At 50.8% G+C, this 17,248-nt stretch carries 14 protein-coding genes and 1 pseudogene; all 15 read left to right on the forward strand.

What is annotated here, in order from left to right:
- Positions 1–408: 408 nt before the first annotated feature.
- The 15 genes and pseudogenes from JI735_RS18405 to JI735_RS18465 all read left to right on the forward strand — a co-directional run bounded on the left by JI735_RS18405 (position 409) and on the right by JI735_RS18465 (position 17,152).
- Positions 409–945 (forward strand): NfeD family membrane protein, encoded by a 537-nt coding sequence (locus JI735_RS18405; RefSeq protein WP_020428142.1) that lies wholly within the window; start codon positions 409–411, stop codon positions 943–945.
- Positions 945–2,487, forward strand: a pseudogene (locus JI735_RS18410) (flotillin family protein). The gene JI735_RS18405 and the pseudogene JI735_RS18410 overlap by 1 nt, the downstream one beginning before the upstream one ends.
- 85 nt (positions 2,488–2,572) lie before the next feature.
- On the forward strand, positions 2,573–3,289 hold the full coding sequence (locus JI735_RS18415) for an ABC transporter ATP-binding protein (protein WP_233182405.1): 717 nt from the start codon (positions 2,573–2,575) through the stop codon (positions 3,287–3,289).
- Positions 3,273–4,898, forward strand: a complete 1,626-nt coding sequence (locus tag JI735_RS18420; RefSeq protein WP_202676273.1) for a hypothetical protein — start codon at positions 3,273–3,275, stop codon at positions 4,896–4,898. Before JI735_RS18415 ends, JI735_RS18420 begins: the two co-directional genes overlap by 17 nt.
- A 135-nt stretch (positions 4,899–5,033) precedes the next feature.
- Positions 5,034–5,903 (forward strand): glucose PTS transporter transcription antiterminator GlcT, encoded by an 870-nt coding sequence (glcT, locus tag JI735_RS18425; RefSeq protein WP_039838233.1) that lies wholly within the window; start codon positions 5,034–5,036, stop codon positions 5,901–5,903.
- 322 nt (positions 5,904–6,225) lie between these two features.
- Positions 6,226–8,289, forward strand: coding sequence for a glucose-specific PTS transporter subunit IIBC (ptsG, locus tag JI735_RS18430; protein ID WP_202676274.1), 2,064 nt, complete (start codon positions 6,226–6,228; stop codon positions 8,287–8,289).
- Between the two features lie 93 nt (positions 8,290–8,382).
- Positions 8,383–8,658, forward strand: a complete 276-nt coding sequence (locus JI735_RS18435; protein WP_039790804.1) for an HPr family phosphocarrier protein — start codon at positions 8,383–8,385, stop codon at positions 8,656–8,658.
- Entirely contained in the window at positions 8,651–10,363 is a 1,713-nt protein-coding gene (gene ptsP, locus JI735_RS18440) for a phosphoenolpyruvate--protein phosphotransferase (RefSeq protein WP_202676275.1), read from the forward strand. Before JI735_RS18435 ends, ptsP begins: the two co-directional genes overlap by 8 nt.
- A 269-nt stretch (positions 10,364–10,632) precedes the next feature.
- Positions 10,633–11,427, forward strand: a complete 795-nt coding sequence (locus JI735_RS18445) for a DUF4367 domain-containing protein (RefSeq protein WP_039838241.1) — start codon at positions 10,633–10,635, stop codon at positions 11,425–11,427.
- Positions 11,428–11,954: 527 nt separating this feature from the next.
- A complete protein-coding gene (locus JI735_RS18450; protein ID WP_202676276.1) occupies positions 11,955–12,557 on the forward strand; it encodes a hypothetical protein in 603 nt (200 codons plus the stop codon).
- A gap of 135 nt (positions 12,558–12,692) precedes the next feature.
- Positions 12,693–13,280 carry an RNA polymerase sigma factor gene (locus JI735_RS18455; RefSeq protein ID WP_202676277.1) on the forward strand — a complete coding sequence of 196 codons (588 nt, stop codon included), beginning with the start codon at positions 12,693–12,695 and terminating at the stop codon, positions 13,278–13,280.
- Positions 13,231–14,373 (forward strand): DUF4367 domain-containing protein, encoded by a 1,143-nt coding sequence (locus tag JI735_RS18460; protein WP_039838246.1) that lies wholly within the window; start codon positions 13,231–13,233, stop codon positions 14,371–14,373. The genes JI735_RS18455 and JI735_RS18460 overlap by 50 nt, the downstream gene beginning before the upstream one ends.
- 381 nt (positions 14,374–14,754) lie before the next feature.
- Positions 14,755–15,012: an early set domain-containing protein gene (locus tag JI735_RS36020; RefSeq protein WP_233475958.1), complete on the forward strand. Its 258-nt coding sequence runs from the start codon at positions 14,755–14,757 to the stop codon at positions 15,010–15,012.
- A 5-nt stretch (positions 15,013–15,017) separates the two neighbouring features.
- Positions 15,018–15,197 (forward strand): hypothetical protein, encoded by a 180-nt coding sequence (locus tag JI735_RS36025; RefSeq protein WP_233475959.1) that lies wholly within the window; start codon positions 15,018–15,020, stop codon positions 15,195–15,197.
- Positions 15,173–17,152 carry a pullulanase-associated domain-containing protein gene (locus tag JI735_RS18465; RefSeq protein ID WP_233475960.1) on the forward strand — a complete coding sequence of 660 codons (1,980 nt, stop codon included), beginning with the start codon at positions 15,173–15,175 and terminating at the stop codon, positions 17,150–17,152. Before JI735_RS36025 ends, JI735_RS18465 begins: the two co-directional genes overlap by 25 nt.
- Positions 17,153–17,248: the final 96 nt, after the last annotated feature.

The raw sequence follows: 17,248 nt of genomic DNA on the forward strand, positions 1-17,248 counted from the left end.
CCGTTCAGTGACTATGAACAAGAGCTGCCCCTTAGGGGGCGGCTTTTTTTAAAATATAAGAATTTCTATGCTTCACGCTATAAATTATCCTTCTATTTCTCGCTGAAACGGGTACCGTCCTAATAAGGACGGCGTAGCCGTTTCTACTTGTACATTGGGTCCCCGCAAAGTATCTGAATCGCTTCTATGCAAAGGCCCCATGGGGTTATTTTATCGGGGTCCCGGCTAAGCCCGGCTGGACCTCAGGGATGGCCCCGCTGATGAGGTTGATTATGTGGCGTTTCTGTATGGTTACTCCTTGATTTCATACATTCTTGAGATAAATACCCAAGATTGTGAAACCAAGGACATGGTTTATACGTTTAAGCTATTATGACAGTCCGGAAGTAAAGACGGGAGGAGAACGATATGGAAACGCTGTATTTGGGCTGTTTGGCGCTTGGCGTCATTTTTGCCGTAGTCAGCGTACTTTTGGGAGATCTGATCGGTAGTGCTTTGGACGGAATTTTTGATGTGGTGTCCTTTCATTTTATCAGCCCTGCGGTTCTGGCCGGAGGCATCACCGTTTTCGGGGGAGCAGGCATTCTGCTGACCCGCTACAGCAGTCTGGAGAAGGGGCCGGTTTTGGCATTGTCTCTCTTGACGGCGGCGTTTATGGGCGTGGTCATGTATCTGGGCGTAGTGAAGCCTGTGAACAAGAGCGAAATGTCCAGCGGGTTTTCCATGAGTGAACTGCCCGGCAAAATTGGGGAAATTACCGTCCCCGTTCCGGCACAGGGCTACGGCGAGATTATGGTGAAGTTCGGTGCAGGCAACAGTCTGCATACGGCGGCCAGCTTTGATCATCATCCTCTGCCTGCCGGAATTAAGGTTGTAGTGGTCGATGTCGAAGATGGTGTTGCGCTTGTGTCTGAATTCGAACAGCGAAGAGGAGTGGATGCGTAATGTTTGGTTTGCCTGATTTTTTGTTTATTCCGGCTGTGGTAATTGCGGTGCTTCTGGTGCTCGGGATTGCCTTCTGGGCGCGGTACAAGACGGTAGGCCCCGATGAAGGGATGATCGTTACCGGTTCCTTCCTTGGCAGCAATCATATATCCGATGACGGCTCCGGCCGCAAAATCAAGATCGTCCGCGGAGGCGGGGCATTTATTCTTCCGGTCTTCCAGAAGGCGGAATTCATGTCGCTGCTGTCCCACAAGCTCGATGTGACGACACCGGAGGTGTACACGGGAGCAAGGGGTGCCTGTCATTGCCGACGGGGTGGCCATTATCAAGGTGGGCAGCTCCACCGAGGATGTGGCTACCGCAGCCGAGCAGTTCATGGGCAAGCCGATTGATGCGCTGAAGAGCGAAGCCCAGGAGGTGCTGGAGGGCCATCTGCGGGCAATCCTCGGTTCGATGACCGTGGAGGAGGTCTACCGCAACCGTGACCGTTTTGCCCAGGAGGTTCAAGGGGTAGCTGCACGTGATCTGAAAAAAATGGGGCTGCAGATTGTCTCCTTCACGATAAAGGATGTGCGCGACAAGCATGGATATCTGGAAGCGCTCGGGAAGCCGCGGATTGCGGCTGTTAAAAGGGATGCAGAGATTGCCGAAGCGGAAGCGCTGCGGGATGCGCGGATTCAAAAGGCCAATGCCGAAGAACAGGGGCAGAAGGCCGAGCTGCTGCGCGACACGAACATTGCCGAAGCCTCCAAGGATAACCAGCTCAAGGTTGCCGCTTTTAAGCGCGATCAGGATACCGCGAAGGCGGAAGCTGACCAGGCGTACCACATTCAGGAGGCACGTGCCAAACAGACAGTGGTAGAGGAGCAGATGAAGGTCGAACTGGTCCGCAAGGAACGTGAGATTGACCTCCAGGCCAAGGAAATTCAGGTCCGTGAGAAGCAGTATGATGCGGAAGTGAAGAAAAAAGCCGAAGCGGACCGCTATGCGGTGGAACAGGCGGCGGAAGCCGACAAGGCGAAGAGAATGCGCGAAGCGGATGCCTTGCAGTACAGCATTGAAACCCAGGCCCGGGCGACTTCAGAGCAGAAGCGGCTGGAAGGCCAGGCGGTGGCGGATGCTGAACTGGCCAAAGGTAAAGCGGAATCCGAGGTGATCCGGCTGCGCGGTCTTGCGGAAGCGGAAGCCAAGGAGAAGCTGGCGGAAGCGTTCCAGAAATTCGGCGAGGCCGCTGTACTCGATATTATCGTGAAAATGCTGCCTGAGCTGGCCGGACGCATCGCTGAGCCGCTCACTTCGATCGATAAGCTTACGGTGGTGGATACCGGCAACGGGGAGGGGGCGGCCCGGGTCAGCAACTATGTGACCCAGCTGATGTCCACGGCTCCTGAAATGCTGAAGAGTGTGTCCGGGATTGATGTGGAGGCGTTGATCAAGGGACTGACCAGAGGGAATACGCACACCCCGGCATCTTCCGGTCCGGCTGTAACCCAGCCTGCAGCTTCTGCTCCTGTAGCACTGGCTGAGAAACGCGAAGAATAGTAAATAAGCACCAAGATCCAGGGGATGACCGGCTTTCGCCTGTTGTCCCTTTTCTTTTAAACATCGGCAGTTATGAGAAGTGGAGGTGGCCCGGTTGCAGCTGATTCTGGATAATATCCGCAAAAGCTTTGATAACAAGACAGTGCTGAAAGGCATCGATTTTACCTTTGAACAAGGCAAAATCTACGGCCTGCTGGGGCGCAACGGAGCCGGGAAGACTTCGCTCTTCAATTGCCTGAGCGGAGAAACCCGGATGGACAGCGGTGGAGCCTTTTTACGGAGAAATGAAGTAAGCCTGCCGCTGCGGGAGGAGGAGATCGGGTATGTCTTTTCTCTGCCGATCCTTCCGGAATTCCTGACAGGCTATGAATTTGTGAAGTTTTATATGGACATCAACCAGGATAAAATACAGTCCGGCAGAACCATAGACGACTATTTTGACATTATCCGGTTTGAGCAAGAGGACCGGCACAGGCTGATCAAAGGTTATTCCCACGGCATGAAGAACAAAATCCAAATGCTGTGCTTTATCATCACCCGTCCGCCGCTGATCCTGCTGGATGAGCCGCTTACCTCGTTTGACGTAGTGGTGGCGCTGGAGATCAAGAAGCTGCTGCGTGAGATGAAGCAGGACCATATTATTATTTTCTCTACCCATATTCTGCAGCTCGCCGCCGATCTGTGCGATGAGCTGGTCATTTTGAATAACGGTGTGCTTCAGGAGATTCCCGCAGACACTCTGCACAGTCCGGAATTCGAGGAGCAGATTATCGCACTGCTGAAGGATGGCAGCCATGATTAGCACGCTGAATACCATAATGAAGATCCGCGGGGCCTCGGGGGCGAACCGACTGCTGTACTATTTTGGAAGGCTGCCTCTTATCGGTAAACTGATGAATGACAGCGTGTACTCCAAGGCATCCCTCAAAAAAACATTCACCATAGCGGTCCTTATCCTGAAAATGATCTGGGGTTTTCTGTCCAAGTTTGCCTATCTGGGGCTTGTGGTGTACCTGCCTGTACAGCTTGCCGTCAAGGAGCTGCCGATTGCGGAGCGGTACGATCTGTATCTGTATATTCTGGTTCTGCTAAGCTTTGGGGTGGGGGCTGTGTCGAATGCTATTATTCTGGAACCCAAGCGGGATAAATATATCTGTGTCAAGCTTATGAGGCTGCCTGCGGACAGATACATGCATGCTGTGATGGCCCTCCGGGCGCTGACTTTTTTTGTTTATTTTATTCCTGCAATGCTGGTATTTGCCCGGGTCTATGGCGCGTCGCTCTGGCAGGGTCTGCTGCTGTCCTTACTGCTGTCCTTATGGCGTATAGCTGGTGAAGCGCTGCATTTATGGATTTTTGACCGGAAGGAAATTGTTCTGGTGAAAAAAAACGGCCTAGTCTGGGCCGTCATTGGTGCAGGATATCTGCTGGCTTATGTCCCGCTGTACATGAGGAGCTCCCTGCTTGATATGGATAACATGCTGTTTAGCCTTCCCTTGAGCCTGGCGCTTGTGGTTCTGGGAGCTGTATCCGCTTTGTATATTGCGAGGTATGCCGGCTACCGGAACGCAGTGGACGCGGTCACCAAAATAGATGATCCGCTGCTGGACATGGGAAGGATGATGAAAGAGGCAAACATGAAGCAGGTCGAGACTAAGGAGAAGGACTTCTCGGCAGAGAAGCTGAGACCTGGCCAATTTGCGGGGAAAAGCGGTTTTGCCTACTTGAACGCGATTTTTTTCTCCCGGCATAAACGTTTCCTGATTCAGCCCATTCAGCGGCGGCTGGTGATCATTGGCGCGCTTTCTGCTGCCGGGCTGCTGGCGATGTTCGCCGCCCCGGACACCTTCTCGAAGCTGGCCCGGTATTTAATCAGCAGCCTCCCTGTCCTGGTCATTGCCATGAATTTCACCTCCATCGGGGAACGGGTCTGCAAAGCGATGTTCTTTAACTGTGACCTCAGTCTGCTGCGGTATGGATTTTACCGCGAACGTTCAGCGATTCTGACCAATTTCCGCACCCGTCTGCTCCGCATCAGCGGCCTTAATCTTATTCCGGCCGCAGCTATCTGTGTGGGCGTGAATCTGCTCCTTTTCTTGTCCGGGGAGCATTGGGGTGTTGGGGAAGCACTGATCGTCAGTGGTGCTATTATGGGGTTGTCACTGTTTTTTTCTGTGCATCATTTGTTTATGTATTATATCTTCCAGCCCTACAGCACGGAGCTGAATGTGAAGAATCCGTTTTTCAGTATCGTGAACAGTATTGTTCTGGCGGTGGGCGTCGTCTGCATGCAGTTTCAGAGCTCGCCGGCCCGGTTTGCTATGGTCGTGCTGCTTGCGGCTGCGGCCTATATGCTGATTGCCTTGTTTTTGGTATACAAATATTCGTCCAGAACCTTCCGCGTGAAATGATATCTCCTTCCAGCCTCTTCTAAAATGGAATTCTTGATGTTATGATGATAGCTCAAGTATAATCTACAGATGCTGCGGCGTTATACGGGCTGCTTTAAAAAGAAAGGGTATTCAGAAGTAAAAGAGGTGTCGGAAGTGAGCAGCATAACAGTAGCTAAGGTACTGAACAATAACGTGATTATAGCCCAGCATCCCCAATATGCCGAGGTAGTTGTCATTGGCAAGGGAATCGGGTTCAACCGTAAAGTACGCGATCTGATCAATCTGTCCTCCGTGGAGAAGATGTTTATTCTGCGTAACCAGGAAGAGCAGGAACAATATAAGCAGCTCGTTCCCCAGGTGGACGAGAAGCTGATTGAGGTTGTGCAAGAGATTGTGCTGCATATCCTGCAGAGCAGCCGCCAGCCGCTGAATGAGCATATTCATATTGCGTTAACCGATCATATCTCTTTCGCCATCCGCCGTAACGAGCAGAATATTGCCATACATAATCCGTTTCTGTACGAAACCAAAGAAATTTATCCTGAAGAGTACAGTCTGGCGGAGTATGCGGTGGGGAGGATTAACGAGGCGATGGGGGTAAGACTGCCTCCAGACGAAATTGGTTTTGTCGCCCTGCATATTGTCAGCGCACTCAGCAACCGGCATATTTCCGAGGTCAAGGAGCATTCGCTGCTGATTGGGGATCTGGTGAATCTGGTGGAGGATCATCTGGAATATCATATTCCGCGCGATTCCCTGGATTACTCCCGGCTGGTGACCCATCTGCGTTTCGTGCTGGAGCGGCTCCGCCGGGGCGAAACGGTCCGGGAAACCTCCTCGCTCGATGGATTGATGAAACGGGAATATCCGGAGATGTATATGCTGGCCTGGAAGCTGACCAAAGTTATCGAGAAGCGGGTGCGTATTCCTGTATACTCGGCAGAAGTAAGCTATCTGACGATTCATCTGCAGCGGCTTGCCCAGAAAAAAGAGGATGAAGCAGACATGCAGCAGCCGGATTAAGCATTACAAAAAGGGACGGTTTTGCTGTCTTCTGAAAGATGCGCCTTCATATGCATTCTTATATTTGGAGCCAAGCCCGGCTTTCGTTTTTTTAGCTTGCATGTTCAAAAAAACGGTGCTACAATGTTCCCTGGTAAAACAAAACAGAATTCAAAGCGTGTAACTGATTCGATCAGGCATGAGTGATTTACAGTATTTTGGTTGTTCAGCCCCAAGTCGGGGTAATCTAACCTTGTGTTAGAAAGACAACCAATATGCTGTGTTGCTCATGCCTTTTTTGGCTTCTGTTTGGACGAAATTAATGTGTAAGGGAGTGAACTCCATGTTCAAAAAGCTGTTTGGCGTACTGCAGAGGGTTGGTAAGGCACTTATGCTGCCTGTTGCCATTCTGCCTGCTGCGGGCCTGCTTCTTGGGATCGGCAACATGCTGGTTAACCCCGATTTCCTCCAATACGTTCCGGCGCTGGAAAATGATGTGGTTCAAGCCGTTGCTACCGTATTGATGAATTCCGGGCAAATTGTTTTTGACAATCTGTCGCTGCTGTTCGCGGTTGGTGTAGCCATCGGCCTGGCCGGAGGCGAAGGTGTCGCCGGTCTGGCCGCCATCATCGGGTTCCTCGTTATGAACGTAACGATGGGGACGGTTGTCGGTGTGAATGCTTACGTGCTTTCCTGGAAGGATTATGCCTACTCCAGTGTGCTCGGCATTCCAACATTGCAGACGGGTGTCTTCGGCGGTATTCTGGTAGGTATTCTAGCCTCAGCCATGTATAAGCGGTTTTTCCGCATAGAGCTGCCGTCCTATCTCGGCTTCTTTGCGGGTAAACGCTTTGTACCCATTATGACTGCAGTAACATCACTGTTGCTTGGTCTCCTGCTTACACTGATCTGGCCGCCGATTCAGCACGGCCTGAACTATGTATCGCAGAGTATGATCAACACGAACCTGACGCTGTCGGCGTTCATCTTTGGGGTCATCGAGCGTTCACTGATTCCTTTTGGCCTGCATCACATCTTCTATTCGCCATTCTGGTATGAATTTGGAAGCTATGTGGATAAAGCAGGCGATCTGATTCGCGGGGACCAGCGGATATTCATGCAGCAGCTCCGCGATGGTGTTGAGTTTACCGCGGGTACATTTACGACAGGTAAGTATCCATTCATGATGTTCGGTCTGCCTGCTGCGGCACTGGCAATCTATCATGAAGCCAGACCCGAAAATAAACGGGTGGTCGGCAGCTTGATGATTTCTGCGGCCCTGACTTCATTCCTGACCGGGATTACCGAGCCGCTGGAATTCTCGTTCCTGTTCGTGGCTCCGCTGCTGTTCGCAGTACATGCCGTATTCGCAGGTCTGTCTTTCATGACCATGCACATCCTGAATGTCAAAATCGGGATGACCTTCTCCGGCGGGTTCATCGACTATATGCTCTTCGGGGTTATCCCTAACCGTACGGCATGGTGGCTGGTTATCCCGGTAGGTCTTGTGCTTGCGGTCATCTACTACTTCGGATTCCGCTTTGTAATCCGGAAGTTCAACCTCAGAACACCGGGCCGCGAAGATCCGTCCGATGATGTTGAAGAGACTGACACTGAGAATGTATCCAGAAGCGGCGACGATCTGCCGCGCAACATCTTGTCCGCGCTTGGCGGCAAAGAAAACATTACCCACCTCGACGCTTGTATTACACGCCTTCGTGTAGAGGTCAAGGATAAAGCCGGAGTTGACAAGAACCGCCTGAAGAAGCTGGGTGCATCCGGCGTGCTTGAAGTCGGCAACAACGTGCAGGCGATCTTCGGAACCCGGTCCGATACGATCAAATCGCAGATCCAGGATGTGATGGACGGCAGAACGCCTGCCGCTTCACCGGCAGCGGCCGCACCGCAGCCTGAGCTTGAGAAGCAGGCAGGTGAAGAAGGCGCAGCCATTATTCCTGAAGATATCGTGTCTCCGGTCAACGGAGAACTGCTCGATATCACCCAGGTGCCGGATGCCGTCTTCTCCCAGAAGATGACCGGTGACGGGTTTGCATTCCTGTCGGATGACGGCAAGATTGCCTCGCCGGTATACGGCAAAGTGTTCAACGTCTTCCCGAGCAAGCATGCGGTCGGCATCATGTCCGATGGCGGCAAGGAAGTGCTGGTTCATATCGGCGTCAACACGGTTAAACTCAAAGGGAAAGGTTTTACAGTCCTGGTTGAAGAAGGCGATCTGGTTGCCGCAGGACAGCCGATCATGGAGGTTGATCTGGAGTACGTCAAGGCAAATGCGCCTTCTGTGATTTCACCAGTGATTTTCTCCAATCTGCCGGAAGGATCAGCGGTCACTTTGAAGAAGCCGGGTAAAGTCGCTATCGGCGACAAAGATATCATCAGCATCATGTAAAATGTGCATTGGCGAAGCGCTTCCTTTATAATTAAAGGGAGCGCGGCCTTTACCATATAATACAAACCTACAGAAAGCGAGTTGGATATTATCATGCAAAAAACATTCAGAATTATTGACGAAGACGGAATTCACGCACGCCCGGCAACAGCGCTGGTAAATACAGCAACTAAATTCAAAGGCACTGAATCCTTTGCAGAAGCCAAAGGTAAAAAAGTAACGCTTAAATCCATTCTCGGCGTATTGTCTTTGGGTCTTGAAGCCGGCGATACACTGACTCTGATTACAGAAGGCAGTGAAGAAGCTGAAGCCCTGAGCGCACTTCAGGAAGTTATGGTTAAAGAAGGGCTGGGAGAGCTGCATGAGTAAAATTTCAGGAATCGCGGCTTCAGCAGGTATTGCCGTAGCCCGTGCCTTTATCCTGGAACATCCGGACTATACCATTACAAAAACGGCTGCCGCCGACGTGGAAGCAGAGATTGCTAAACTGACAGACGCGCTGGAGAAATCCAAAGCCGAGCTGCAGAGCATCAAGGAGCGCACGCTTGCTGAGCTGGGGGAGAAGAAAGCGGAGATTTTTGAATCCCATCTGCTGATTCTGGATGATCCCGAGCTGATCAGTCCGGTAATGGACAAAATCCGCGAGGAAATGGTTAATGCGGACTACGCCTTAAATGAAGTGGCCACACAGTTTATTGAAATGTTCGAAAATATGAAAAGTGCGTACCTGCAGGAACGTGCAGCGGATATGCGCGATGTGACCAAACGCGTGCTGAACCACCTGCTTGGTATTCATTATGTCAGCCCTGCCGAGATCCGCGAGGAAGTCATCGTGATCGCCCAGGATTTGACGCCTTCCGATACAGCACAGCTGAACCGCAACTTTGTCAAGGGCTTCACTACGAACATCGGCGGACGCACGTCACACTCGGCCATCATGGCCCGTTCCCTGGAAATCCCGGCGGTAGTCGGGACCAAGAATGTACTGTCTGAAGTCAAGGCAGGGGATCTGGTGATTGTCGACGGCCTGAGCGGCGATGTGCTGATCAATCCGAGCGACGCTGAAGTTGCGGAGTACAAAGCCAAGCAAGCCGCTTATGATCTGCAAATCGCCGAGTGGAAAAAGCTCCGCGACGAGCCGACAGTATCGGCAGACGGCAAGCATGTGGAGCTGGCGGCCAACATCGGCACACCTAACGATGTGAACGGTGTGATCGATAACGGCGGCGAAGGAGTGGGCCTGTACCGCACTGAGTTCCTGTACATGGGCCGCGACAAGCTGCCTTCCGAGGAAATCCAGTACAATGCTTACCGCACCGTACTGGAGAACATGAAGGGCAAGCCGGTTGTGGTGCGCACGCTCGATATCGGCGGCGACAAGGAGCTGCCTTACCTGGATCTGCCGAAGGAAATGAACCCGTTCCTCGGTTTCCGGGCGATCCGCCTTTGTCTGGACCGGCAGGACATTTTCCGCACCCAGCTGCGTGCCTTGCTTAGAGCAAGTGCCCACGGGGATCTGCGGATCATGTTCCCGATGATCGCTACGCTTGGCGAATTCCGGGCAGCCCGTGATTTGCTGCTGGAAGAGAAAGCCAAGCTGCGCGAAGAAGGCAAGGAAGTATCTGACAGCATTCAATTGGGCATTATGGTGGAGATTCCTTCCACGGCGGTCCTGGCCGACCAGTTCGCCAAAGAAGTAGACTTCTTCAGTATCGGAACCAATGACCTTATCCAATATACAATGGCTGCTGACCGTATGAATGAACAGGTATCTTACCTCTATCAGCCATACAACCCGGCCATTCTGCGCCTGATCAAGATTGTGATTGACGCCGCCCATGCGCAAGGCAAATGGACCGGCATGTGCGGTGAGATGGCTGGCGACAGCACAGCTATTCCGCTGCTGCTTGGACTTGGCCTTGATGAATTCAGCATGAGCGCCACTTCCATCCTGCCGGCACGCAGCCAGATCTCCAAGCTGTCTGCCGCAGAGATGAAGGAAATGGCTGCGAAGGCGCTGCAGCTTAGCACCGCCGAGGAAGTTGCCGCCCTGGTGCAGAGCAGCGTCCAATAATTACTGCTTCAGGAATTACTCCGTTTGATCCGCAAGTCACTTTTCCAACTACTTTATGCCGGCCTCCTTCGGGAGGCCGGTTTTTTTGTGCGGCTGCTTGGGTATTAGAGACCGAATGGCTGGAAGCACGATGCCGAAGTGAATTTAGTAGTGCAATGTCCGAAACCTGCGCACCAAAGTGTTATATAAACGTGACGCGTTACAACAACTGTTGGTCAGTCAGAATGTTTATAATTCCGTAATTGGGCAAAGCCCGGAAGGAGAATGAGATGAAATTTCAAAAAATAGCAATTGCGATGACCAGTCTGGCGCTGCTATTCGGTTTCACCTATGATACCGCAGGCACAGCGCAGGCAGAGACTTATGTCAAAGGCAAAACCGGTCTCTACAAACCCAGCAAGAAGCAATTGGCGGAGAAGAAGGAGCTGGACAAACGGGTAGAGGCCATTCGGGCACAGGTGAGGGCGCCGGGAGAAATCGATTATGTCATTGTGAAAAATATGACCATAAATTTACCGGAAGGTTTTGATGATTGGAGTATCTTTGAATACAATGAAGGAATCAAAAATTATGATGAATATTTGAAAAAAAGCAAGGCTCTCCAAATTCCTCGACTGGAGCTTGCGGAAGTTCCGGAGGGGTATCAATTTACAGGTGCCTCCATCTACACCAGTAGACCCCCGCTATCGTCAGCGGAAGATAAGAAGATTAGCAGCCAATTGCTTGCCGAATACAAGGCAGCTGGCAAAAACTTTTATACGAAAAGAATATCGTTTAAAAATCGTACCGGCGTAAGTCTTTCCTACAAAAAAGGAAAATCTGGTTTCTTTGTGAGCATTGTCCCCACGTTTACAGAGCCATCGAATATGAAGGCAAAGACTATGAAGAAGGATAAATTGACCATAGCCGGTCAGGAAGTGACGTATACGGAAGAAGGCGATTATCTGCGTCTGCAATGGGATGACAAGGATGCAAAATTCACTCACACTGTAGGGAGCAATAACAATGGCTTGACCAAGGAAGAACTGAAAGCCATAGCCAAGCAATTGATCGCTGCGCAGTAAGTTAATTCATGGACTTTGGGTTCGACGGGTTCTTCCAATATTTCTACGAGAAGCAGGTGCCTCCTTATAAGGACGTCACCTGTTTCTTCATGTATGAGCACTTTTCGAAAATCCCCCAAGCGTCATTCAAACTCTATCTCTCGCCATTAAGGTTTTGTTCAGTAGCGAATGATCGCTTGCAGAATTTTGACAACATGTCCGAAACACACAGACTGAAGTGTTATATAAATGTAACGCGTTACAGACAATTGTACATCATTCAGGATGGTTCCAAATTATGCCGAGGGCAAAGCCCGGAAGGAGAATAAGATGAAATTTCAAAAAACAGCGATTGCGTTGACAAGTCTGGCTCTACTGTTGGGAGCTGGCGGCACAGCGATGGCGGCGACACCTGTTTTTGGGGAAACCGGTCTTTATCCCCCAGCAAGCAGCAACTCCAGGAGCATAAAGAGATAATAAAACAGGCGGAGGCGATACAACAGAAAAAGAGACAACTAGGGGAAATTGAATATATCTATATCAAAAACATGACCCAAAATCTGCCGGAAGGTTTTGACTATGTGATAGGGGAGGGGGGTTATGAGGCGTTTAAGGATTATGCTGCACTTATGGAGCGAGCCGAAAGTTTGGGTGTCCCTCAGCCGAAGGGATTGATTGTGCCCGAAGGCTATCAATTTACTGGCGGCGCCATACAAACGCATGTGCCCCAATCTTGGTCAGCGGAGAACGAGAAGGTATTAAAACAACTAAGGGTTAAAGCAGCCGCAGCGGGAAAAAAATTCTATACAGAAAAAACTACGCAAGAAAAACGTAAGGATATCAGGATGTCATACGCAAAAGGGAAAACTCAATTGAGTATAGCTATTGAACATACCGATGTGCAAAGTCCAAATGTAGAAATTATGGATGATCCGAAGTCAGAGAAACCGGGGGAGTTGACCATAGCCGGCCAGAAAGTGACCTATACGGGAGGGGCCTCGCTTCCGAAAGGAAGTTTTCCGGCGACCCAGCACTATGTGCGCTGGAACGACAAAGATGCGAACCTCAGTTATCGGGTTTGGGCCCGTGACAATGGTTTAAGCAAACAAGATTTGATAGCATTAGCCGAGCAATTGATAAATGCACAATAAGCTATCTGAATAAAAGAGAGTAAGAAATAGAAGAAAGGGGTGGGTATGCAGCAATTGTAAAAATTGTTGCTCTGCCCTTTCTTGTATTGTAAACAAGCTGCAATTGTTGTATTGGTAGCTACAGGGAGTGAGCCCGTGGAAGCAATCGAAGAGACCATTAGACGAATACAATCCGGAGAGATCTACCTGTTTGCAAATATTGTAAATGAGTACCAGCAACGGATCTATATATACTGCCTACGGTTGTTACGCAACGAAGATGAGGCCGAGGATGCAGTCCAGGACATTATGCTAAAAGTTTTTGAGAAAATAAAATCTTATCATCCTAAGGTTACATTCACATCATGGATGTATAAAGTGGCTTATAACCATTGTTTGAACCTGCTTCGCAAGCGTCGTATCCGGCAGCAATTCAACTGGTTGTTCAGGCAAGAAGTTACCGCAGAGAGTGCCGAGCAGAGCGTAGTAAAGAAGATGGTCAGCGAACCGGTCGCTGATGCCTTGAGCATGTTGACGACGGAGGAACGTAATCTGCTCATTTTGCGTGTTTTTGAAGAAAAAACATTCGAAGAAATTGGTGAGATTCTCGGCAAAAGTATGGATGCTGTCACGAAGAAGTATGGGCGTGTCAGACAGAAAATGAAGAACACAATGGAGATCAGGGGGGAGAGCCATGCCCGAAAGTCGATTAACCTTGGCGGAGCAGCGCCTAAAGAAATATGACAATGCCGTTGGGGCAAAAACTATCAATGTCCACGCATCCGTAATGGAAGTTATCGAGCAAAAATACGGCAGCCTTAGAGATGAACATCGGATGGGAAAGAATGGAATAGTGAATGATTACATGCCGGACACCATGCAAAAAGTAGGAGAAACGGTGGTGGTGATATCTCCCTCCAAACGCAGTGTACTAAAGAAACGGGGGCTGGCCTATGCTGCGCCCTTTCTATTGCTCTTGTCTTTGGCTGTTGGATACCTGCAAGACAGTCAAAGCGAAATGAAGCAGAAGGGAGACATTCATTATACAGTAATAGCCTATGAGCCTCTGGTTGATCCTGTGTCGGGTTTCCGCTTTAGTATGAAAGAAAAGCCGGAAGGAGTACCGCAGGAACCGCTGAGTACCGAGGAGAAAATACGTAATGAGAAGAACAAGCTAGCTGTTGCATTTTTGGACAAGCAGCTGCTCCCAGGGGAAAAGGCCAGTTTTGTGATTAGGACGAAAGCTGCGGTTAACGGGGAAGACGTGGTCTTCACCCACTCCGTTCCTTTTCGCTATGAAGACTATCCTGCATATTTGTCCAAGCAAGCGGAAATGGCCACTCCAATGCTGGAGCAGCCTGATTATTTGCCAAATGGGTTTTCTTTCAAGGAAGGCTTCTTCTACCCTTATTCCTCAGGCACTGCAAATGTAGACTCGTCCAAGAAAAGGGTCCAGAAACTCGATGCATTTACAGCTCGGGATTTGGGAGACGGGTATGAACTAAAATGGAAAAAAGGAAGTGAATTTAATGAACAGGCTTACTCTATTTTAACGTATGCAGACGGCAACCAGTTAGTAACGATTAGAGCAGATCGGGTAGAAGGTCGCAGGAAAATCGAACATCAGAGATTGGGCCATTCTGTAGTTGAAACAATACAAATGGAGGGTAGAAAACTGCTCTACACGAAGAGTGCAAGCAACAGTTGGTGGGACTATAGACATAGCCTGTATTGGCTGGAACCGAAGTCCGGCACGTATTACAGTCTGTCCGATAATAGAAACAGCAAGTTGTCAAAAGAAGAAATGCTCAAGATCGCGGCCAGTATGTTTAAATAGTTGCCTCATTGAACCTGGAAAGGAGTGATTCCATAGCTGTCAAAGGCTTTGGGATAACTCTTTTTTTGTGTTTTATTCCTCCGAGGGATACAGTGTTGAACGTGCATCTCTTGAAAAAAGCGGCTTTTACGTTATAAGATTAACTGGACTGCATTTCGCGTCGATATATAGAGTAGGCAAAAGGGTCTGCGGGAACCCAAGCCTGTGAACATGTTGTGACATATTATAGGATAAGCAGAAAAAGCCAATTCTCTGCCGGCTCGTAGTTTGCTGCAGGGGGCGCCGGACTGCGCTGCAAGGTTTATTCTAGTACGAAGTGGAAATATATGGACTTATCGGCCCGCGGGTTTGGATCAGGAGCAGTAGGGATGGTGAATGGAAATGAACAGCCATATTATAAATGCGGAATTATTGGAAGAGATGTATGAAGGTAAGGATTTGGGGCTGAGCTATGCAGCTGACGGCGTGGTGTTCAAAATATGGGCGCCAACAGCGTTCACCGTGTCCCTCGTGCTGTACAAGACCGGTGGCAGCGCGGTTGCGTACGGCCGAGAACAGGCGGCCCGCGACAGCGGCCGGATCGTGAACATGCAGCGTCAGGAGGGGGGATCTGGCAGGCCCGTCTCCATGAAGATCTGAAGGGCATGTATTACATGTATCGTGCCGTATTTGAAGACGGCACGCTTAATGAAGCCGCAGATCCTTACGCCAAGGCGGTGTCGGCAAACGGTGTACGCTCGGCCATTGTGGATCTGCAGGACACTGACCCGGAAGGCTGGGACCGGGATGTATCCCGGCCTTGCCGCATCCCGCCGATGCTGTGATTTATGAGCTGCATGTGCGGGACTTCTCGGCGGCTGCGGACTCGGGCATGCGGTACAAGGGCAAATTCAAGGCTTTCACTGAATTCGGGCTGACAAATTCCGCAGGGCAAGCTATTGGGATTGATCATTTGGCTGAGCTGGGCATCACCCATGTACATCTGATGCCGGTAGCCGATTTTCAGACCGTAAACGAACTCGGAGTGAACAGCGAACGGTCTGCCGAGCCTTTTTTTACCGAATATAACTGGGGATATGATCCGCAGCACTATAACGTGCCGGAGGGGTCTTACAGCACCAACGCGTCTGATCCAGGCACCCGTATCCGTGAAATGAAGGAAATGGTGCAGGCGCTGCACAGTAAGGGCATATCTGTGATTATGGATGTCGTATACAACCATACCTATTCTGTGGAAAAAGGGCCTTTTCAGCCGCTGGTGCCGGACTATTTCTACCGGCATGACTATACTGGCAGACTCTCCAACGGCTCCGGTGTCGGCAACGAGCTGGCTACGGAACGTCCGATGGTACGCAAATATATCAAGGATTCATTGGCCTACTGGGCTTCTGAATATCACATCGACGGCTTCCGTTTTGATCTTATGGGACTGATGGACAGTGTGACCATGCGTGAAATTGCGGAAGAGCTGCGGCTGGAGGTTAACTCCGATCTTCTGCTCTATGGTGAACCGTGGACCGGAGGCGACTCTCCGCTGGCAACCAAAACTCTTAAGGGTGTGCAAAAAGGCAAGGGTTATGCCGTCTTCAATGACAATTTCCGTTCTGCGATCAAAGGCGACAGCGACGGCTGGGGCAAAGGGTTCGCAACCGGAGAGTATGGCAAGGAAGGTGCGGTTGCTTCCGGAATCAAAGGAGCGATTCATGAATTCACCGACTCCCCGGTGGAGACGGTGAATTATGTTACCGCCCACGACAATCTGAATTTGTGGGATAAGGTGCTTGCCACCCAAGGGCTGCGCCAGGCAGCAAGGCTGCCTGAACTGGAAAATGGGCGGCTGAAGTACGGAGGCTCCGTGGAAGCGGCGGTTGCCGCAGCTGATCCTTACATTGGGATTGATCCGGATGACATTCTCGGCAATGAGACGGTGCGCCGGACACTGCTGGCCAACGGGATTATCCTGACCTCGCAGGGGATTCCATTTCTGCAGGCCGGTGATGAACTCCTCCGCAGCAAGTATGGTGACCACAACAGCTACCGCAGTCCCGATGCGGTTAATGCCATCCGCTGGGAGAACAAGGATAAGTTCCTCCCTGTTTTTGAGTATTATAAAGGGCTGATTGCGCTGCGCAGCGGGCATCCGGCCTTCCGGCTGCATGGACGACAGGAAATTGAGCGTTCTCTGGAATTCCTTCGCTGTGACGGCGGAGTCGTAGCTTATCTGCTGAAGAATAACGCAGGCGGTGACGTCTGGAATAATATCGTGGTGATCTTTAATGCCAATCCCGGACCAGTCAGCCAAAGGCTTCCTGAAACGGACAGCTGCTGGAATATTGTCGTTGACCATACCGCTGCCAGGGCCGATGCCTTCCGCAGTGTCCAGGACCCGGAGGTACAGATCGAAGGGTTGTCCATGATGGTACTCTACGATAAATACGGCCAGCCTGAGCCAAGGTCCAAGATGGTTGAAATCCGTTATGAACGTCCGGATGGCGATTATCGGGGCTGGAATCTATGGGTATGGGGTACAGGCATTCAGGATGGACAACATGATTTCCGGCAGATGGAAGACGGTGGTGCGGTGGCGCGGATCGAAGTGCTCCCGGAGACTTCGTCGGTAGGCTATATTCTCCGGCTGAATGACTGGGAAGAGAAAGACGGCGCCGGAGACCGTTTCATCGACTGCTCCGGCAGCAGGGAAAGGGTTAAAGTGACCATCCGCGACCGTAGGCAGGAGAACAGCGGGGATAAGAATGATCCGCTGCAGATGACCAGTTAGGCTGCAAGCAAAGGAGCTGTTCTGTACGGCCTCCCTCTTAGAGGGGGCTGGCAGAACAGCTCCTTTGTAATATTTTAGGGTTTCTCTACGCCATGC

The sequence above is a fragment of the Paenibacillus sonchi genome, assembly GCF_016772475.1.
Taxonomy (GTDB): Bacteria; Bacillota; Bacilli; order Paenibacillales; family Paenibacillaceae; genus Paenibacillus_AQ; species Paenibacillus_AQ sonchi.

Excerpts from the sequence above, each read along its gene's own strand:
- JI735_RS18405 (WP_020428142.1), top strand. The coding sequence starts at position 409 with ATGGAAACGCTGTATTTGGGCTGTTTGGCGCTTGGCGTCATTTTTGCC.
- JI735_RS18420 (WP_202676273.1), top strand. The coding sequence starts at position 3,273 with ATGGCAGCCATGATTAGCACGCTGAATACCATAATGAAGATCCGCGGG.
- ptsG (WP_202676274.1), top strand. The coding sequence starts at position 6,226 with ATGTTCAAAAAGCTGTTTGGCGTACTGCAGAGGGTTGGTAAGGCACTT.
- JI735_RS18435 (WP_039790804.1), top strand. The coding sequence starts at position 8,383 with ATGCAAAAAACATTCAGAATTATTGACGAAGACGGAATTCACGCACGC.
- ptsP (WP_202676275.1), top strand. The coding sequence starts at position 8,651 with ATGAGTAAAATTTCAGGAATCGCGGCTTCAGCAGGTATTGCCGTAGCC.
- JI735_RS18445 (WP_039838241.1), top strand. The coding sequence starts at position 10,633 with ATGAAATTTCAAAAAATAGCAATTGCGATGACCAGTCTGGCGCTGCTA.
- JI735_RS18450 (WP_202676276.1), top strand. The coding sequence starts at position 11,955 with ATGACCCAAAATCTGCCGGAAGGTTTTGACTATGTGATAGGGGAGGGG.
- JI735_RS18460 (WP_039838246.1), top strand. The coding sequence starts at position 13,231 with ATGCCCGAAAGTCGATTAACCTTGGCGGAGCAGCGCCTAAAGAAATAT.
- JI735_RS36020 (WP_233475958.1), top strand. The coding sequence starts at position 14,755 with ATGAACAGCCATATTATAAATGCGGAATTATTGGAAGAGATGTATGAA.
- JI735_RS36025 (WP_233475959.1), top strand. The coding sequence starts at position 15,018 with ATGTATTACATGTATCGTGCCGTATTTGAAGACGGCACGCTTAATGAA.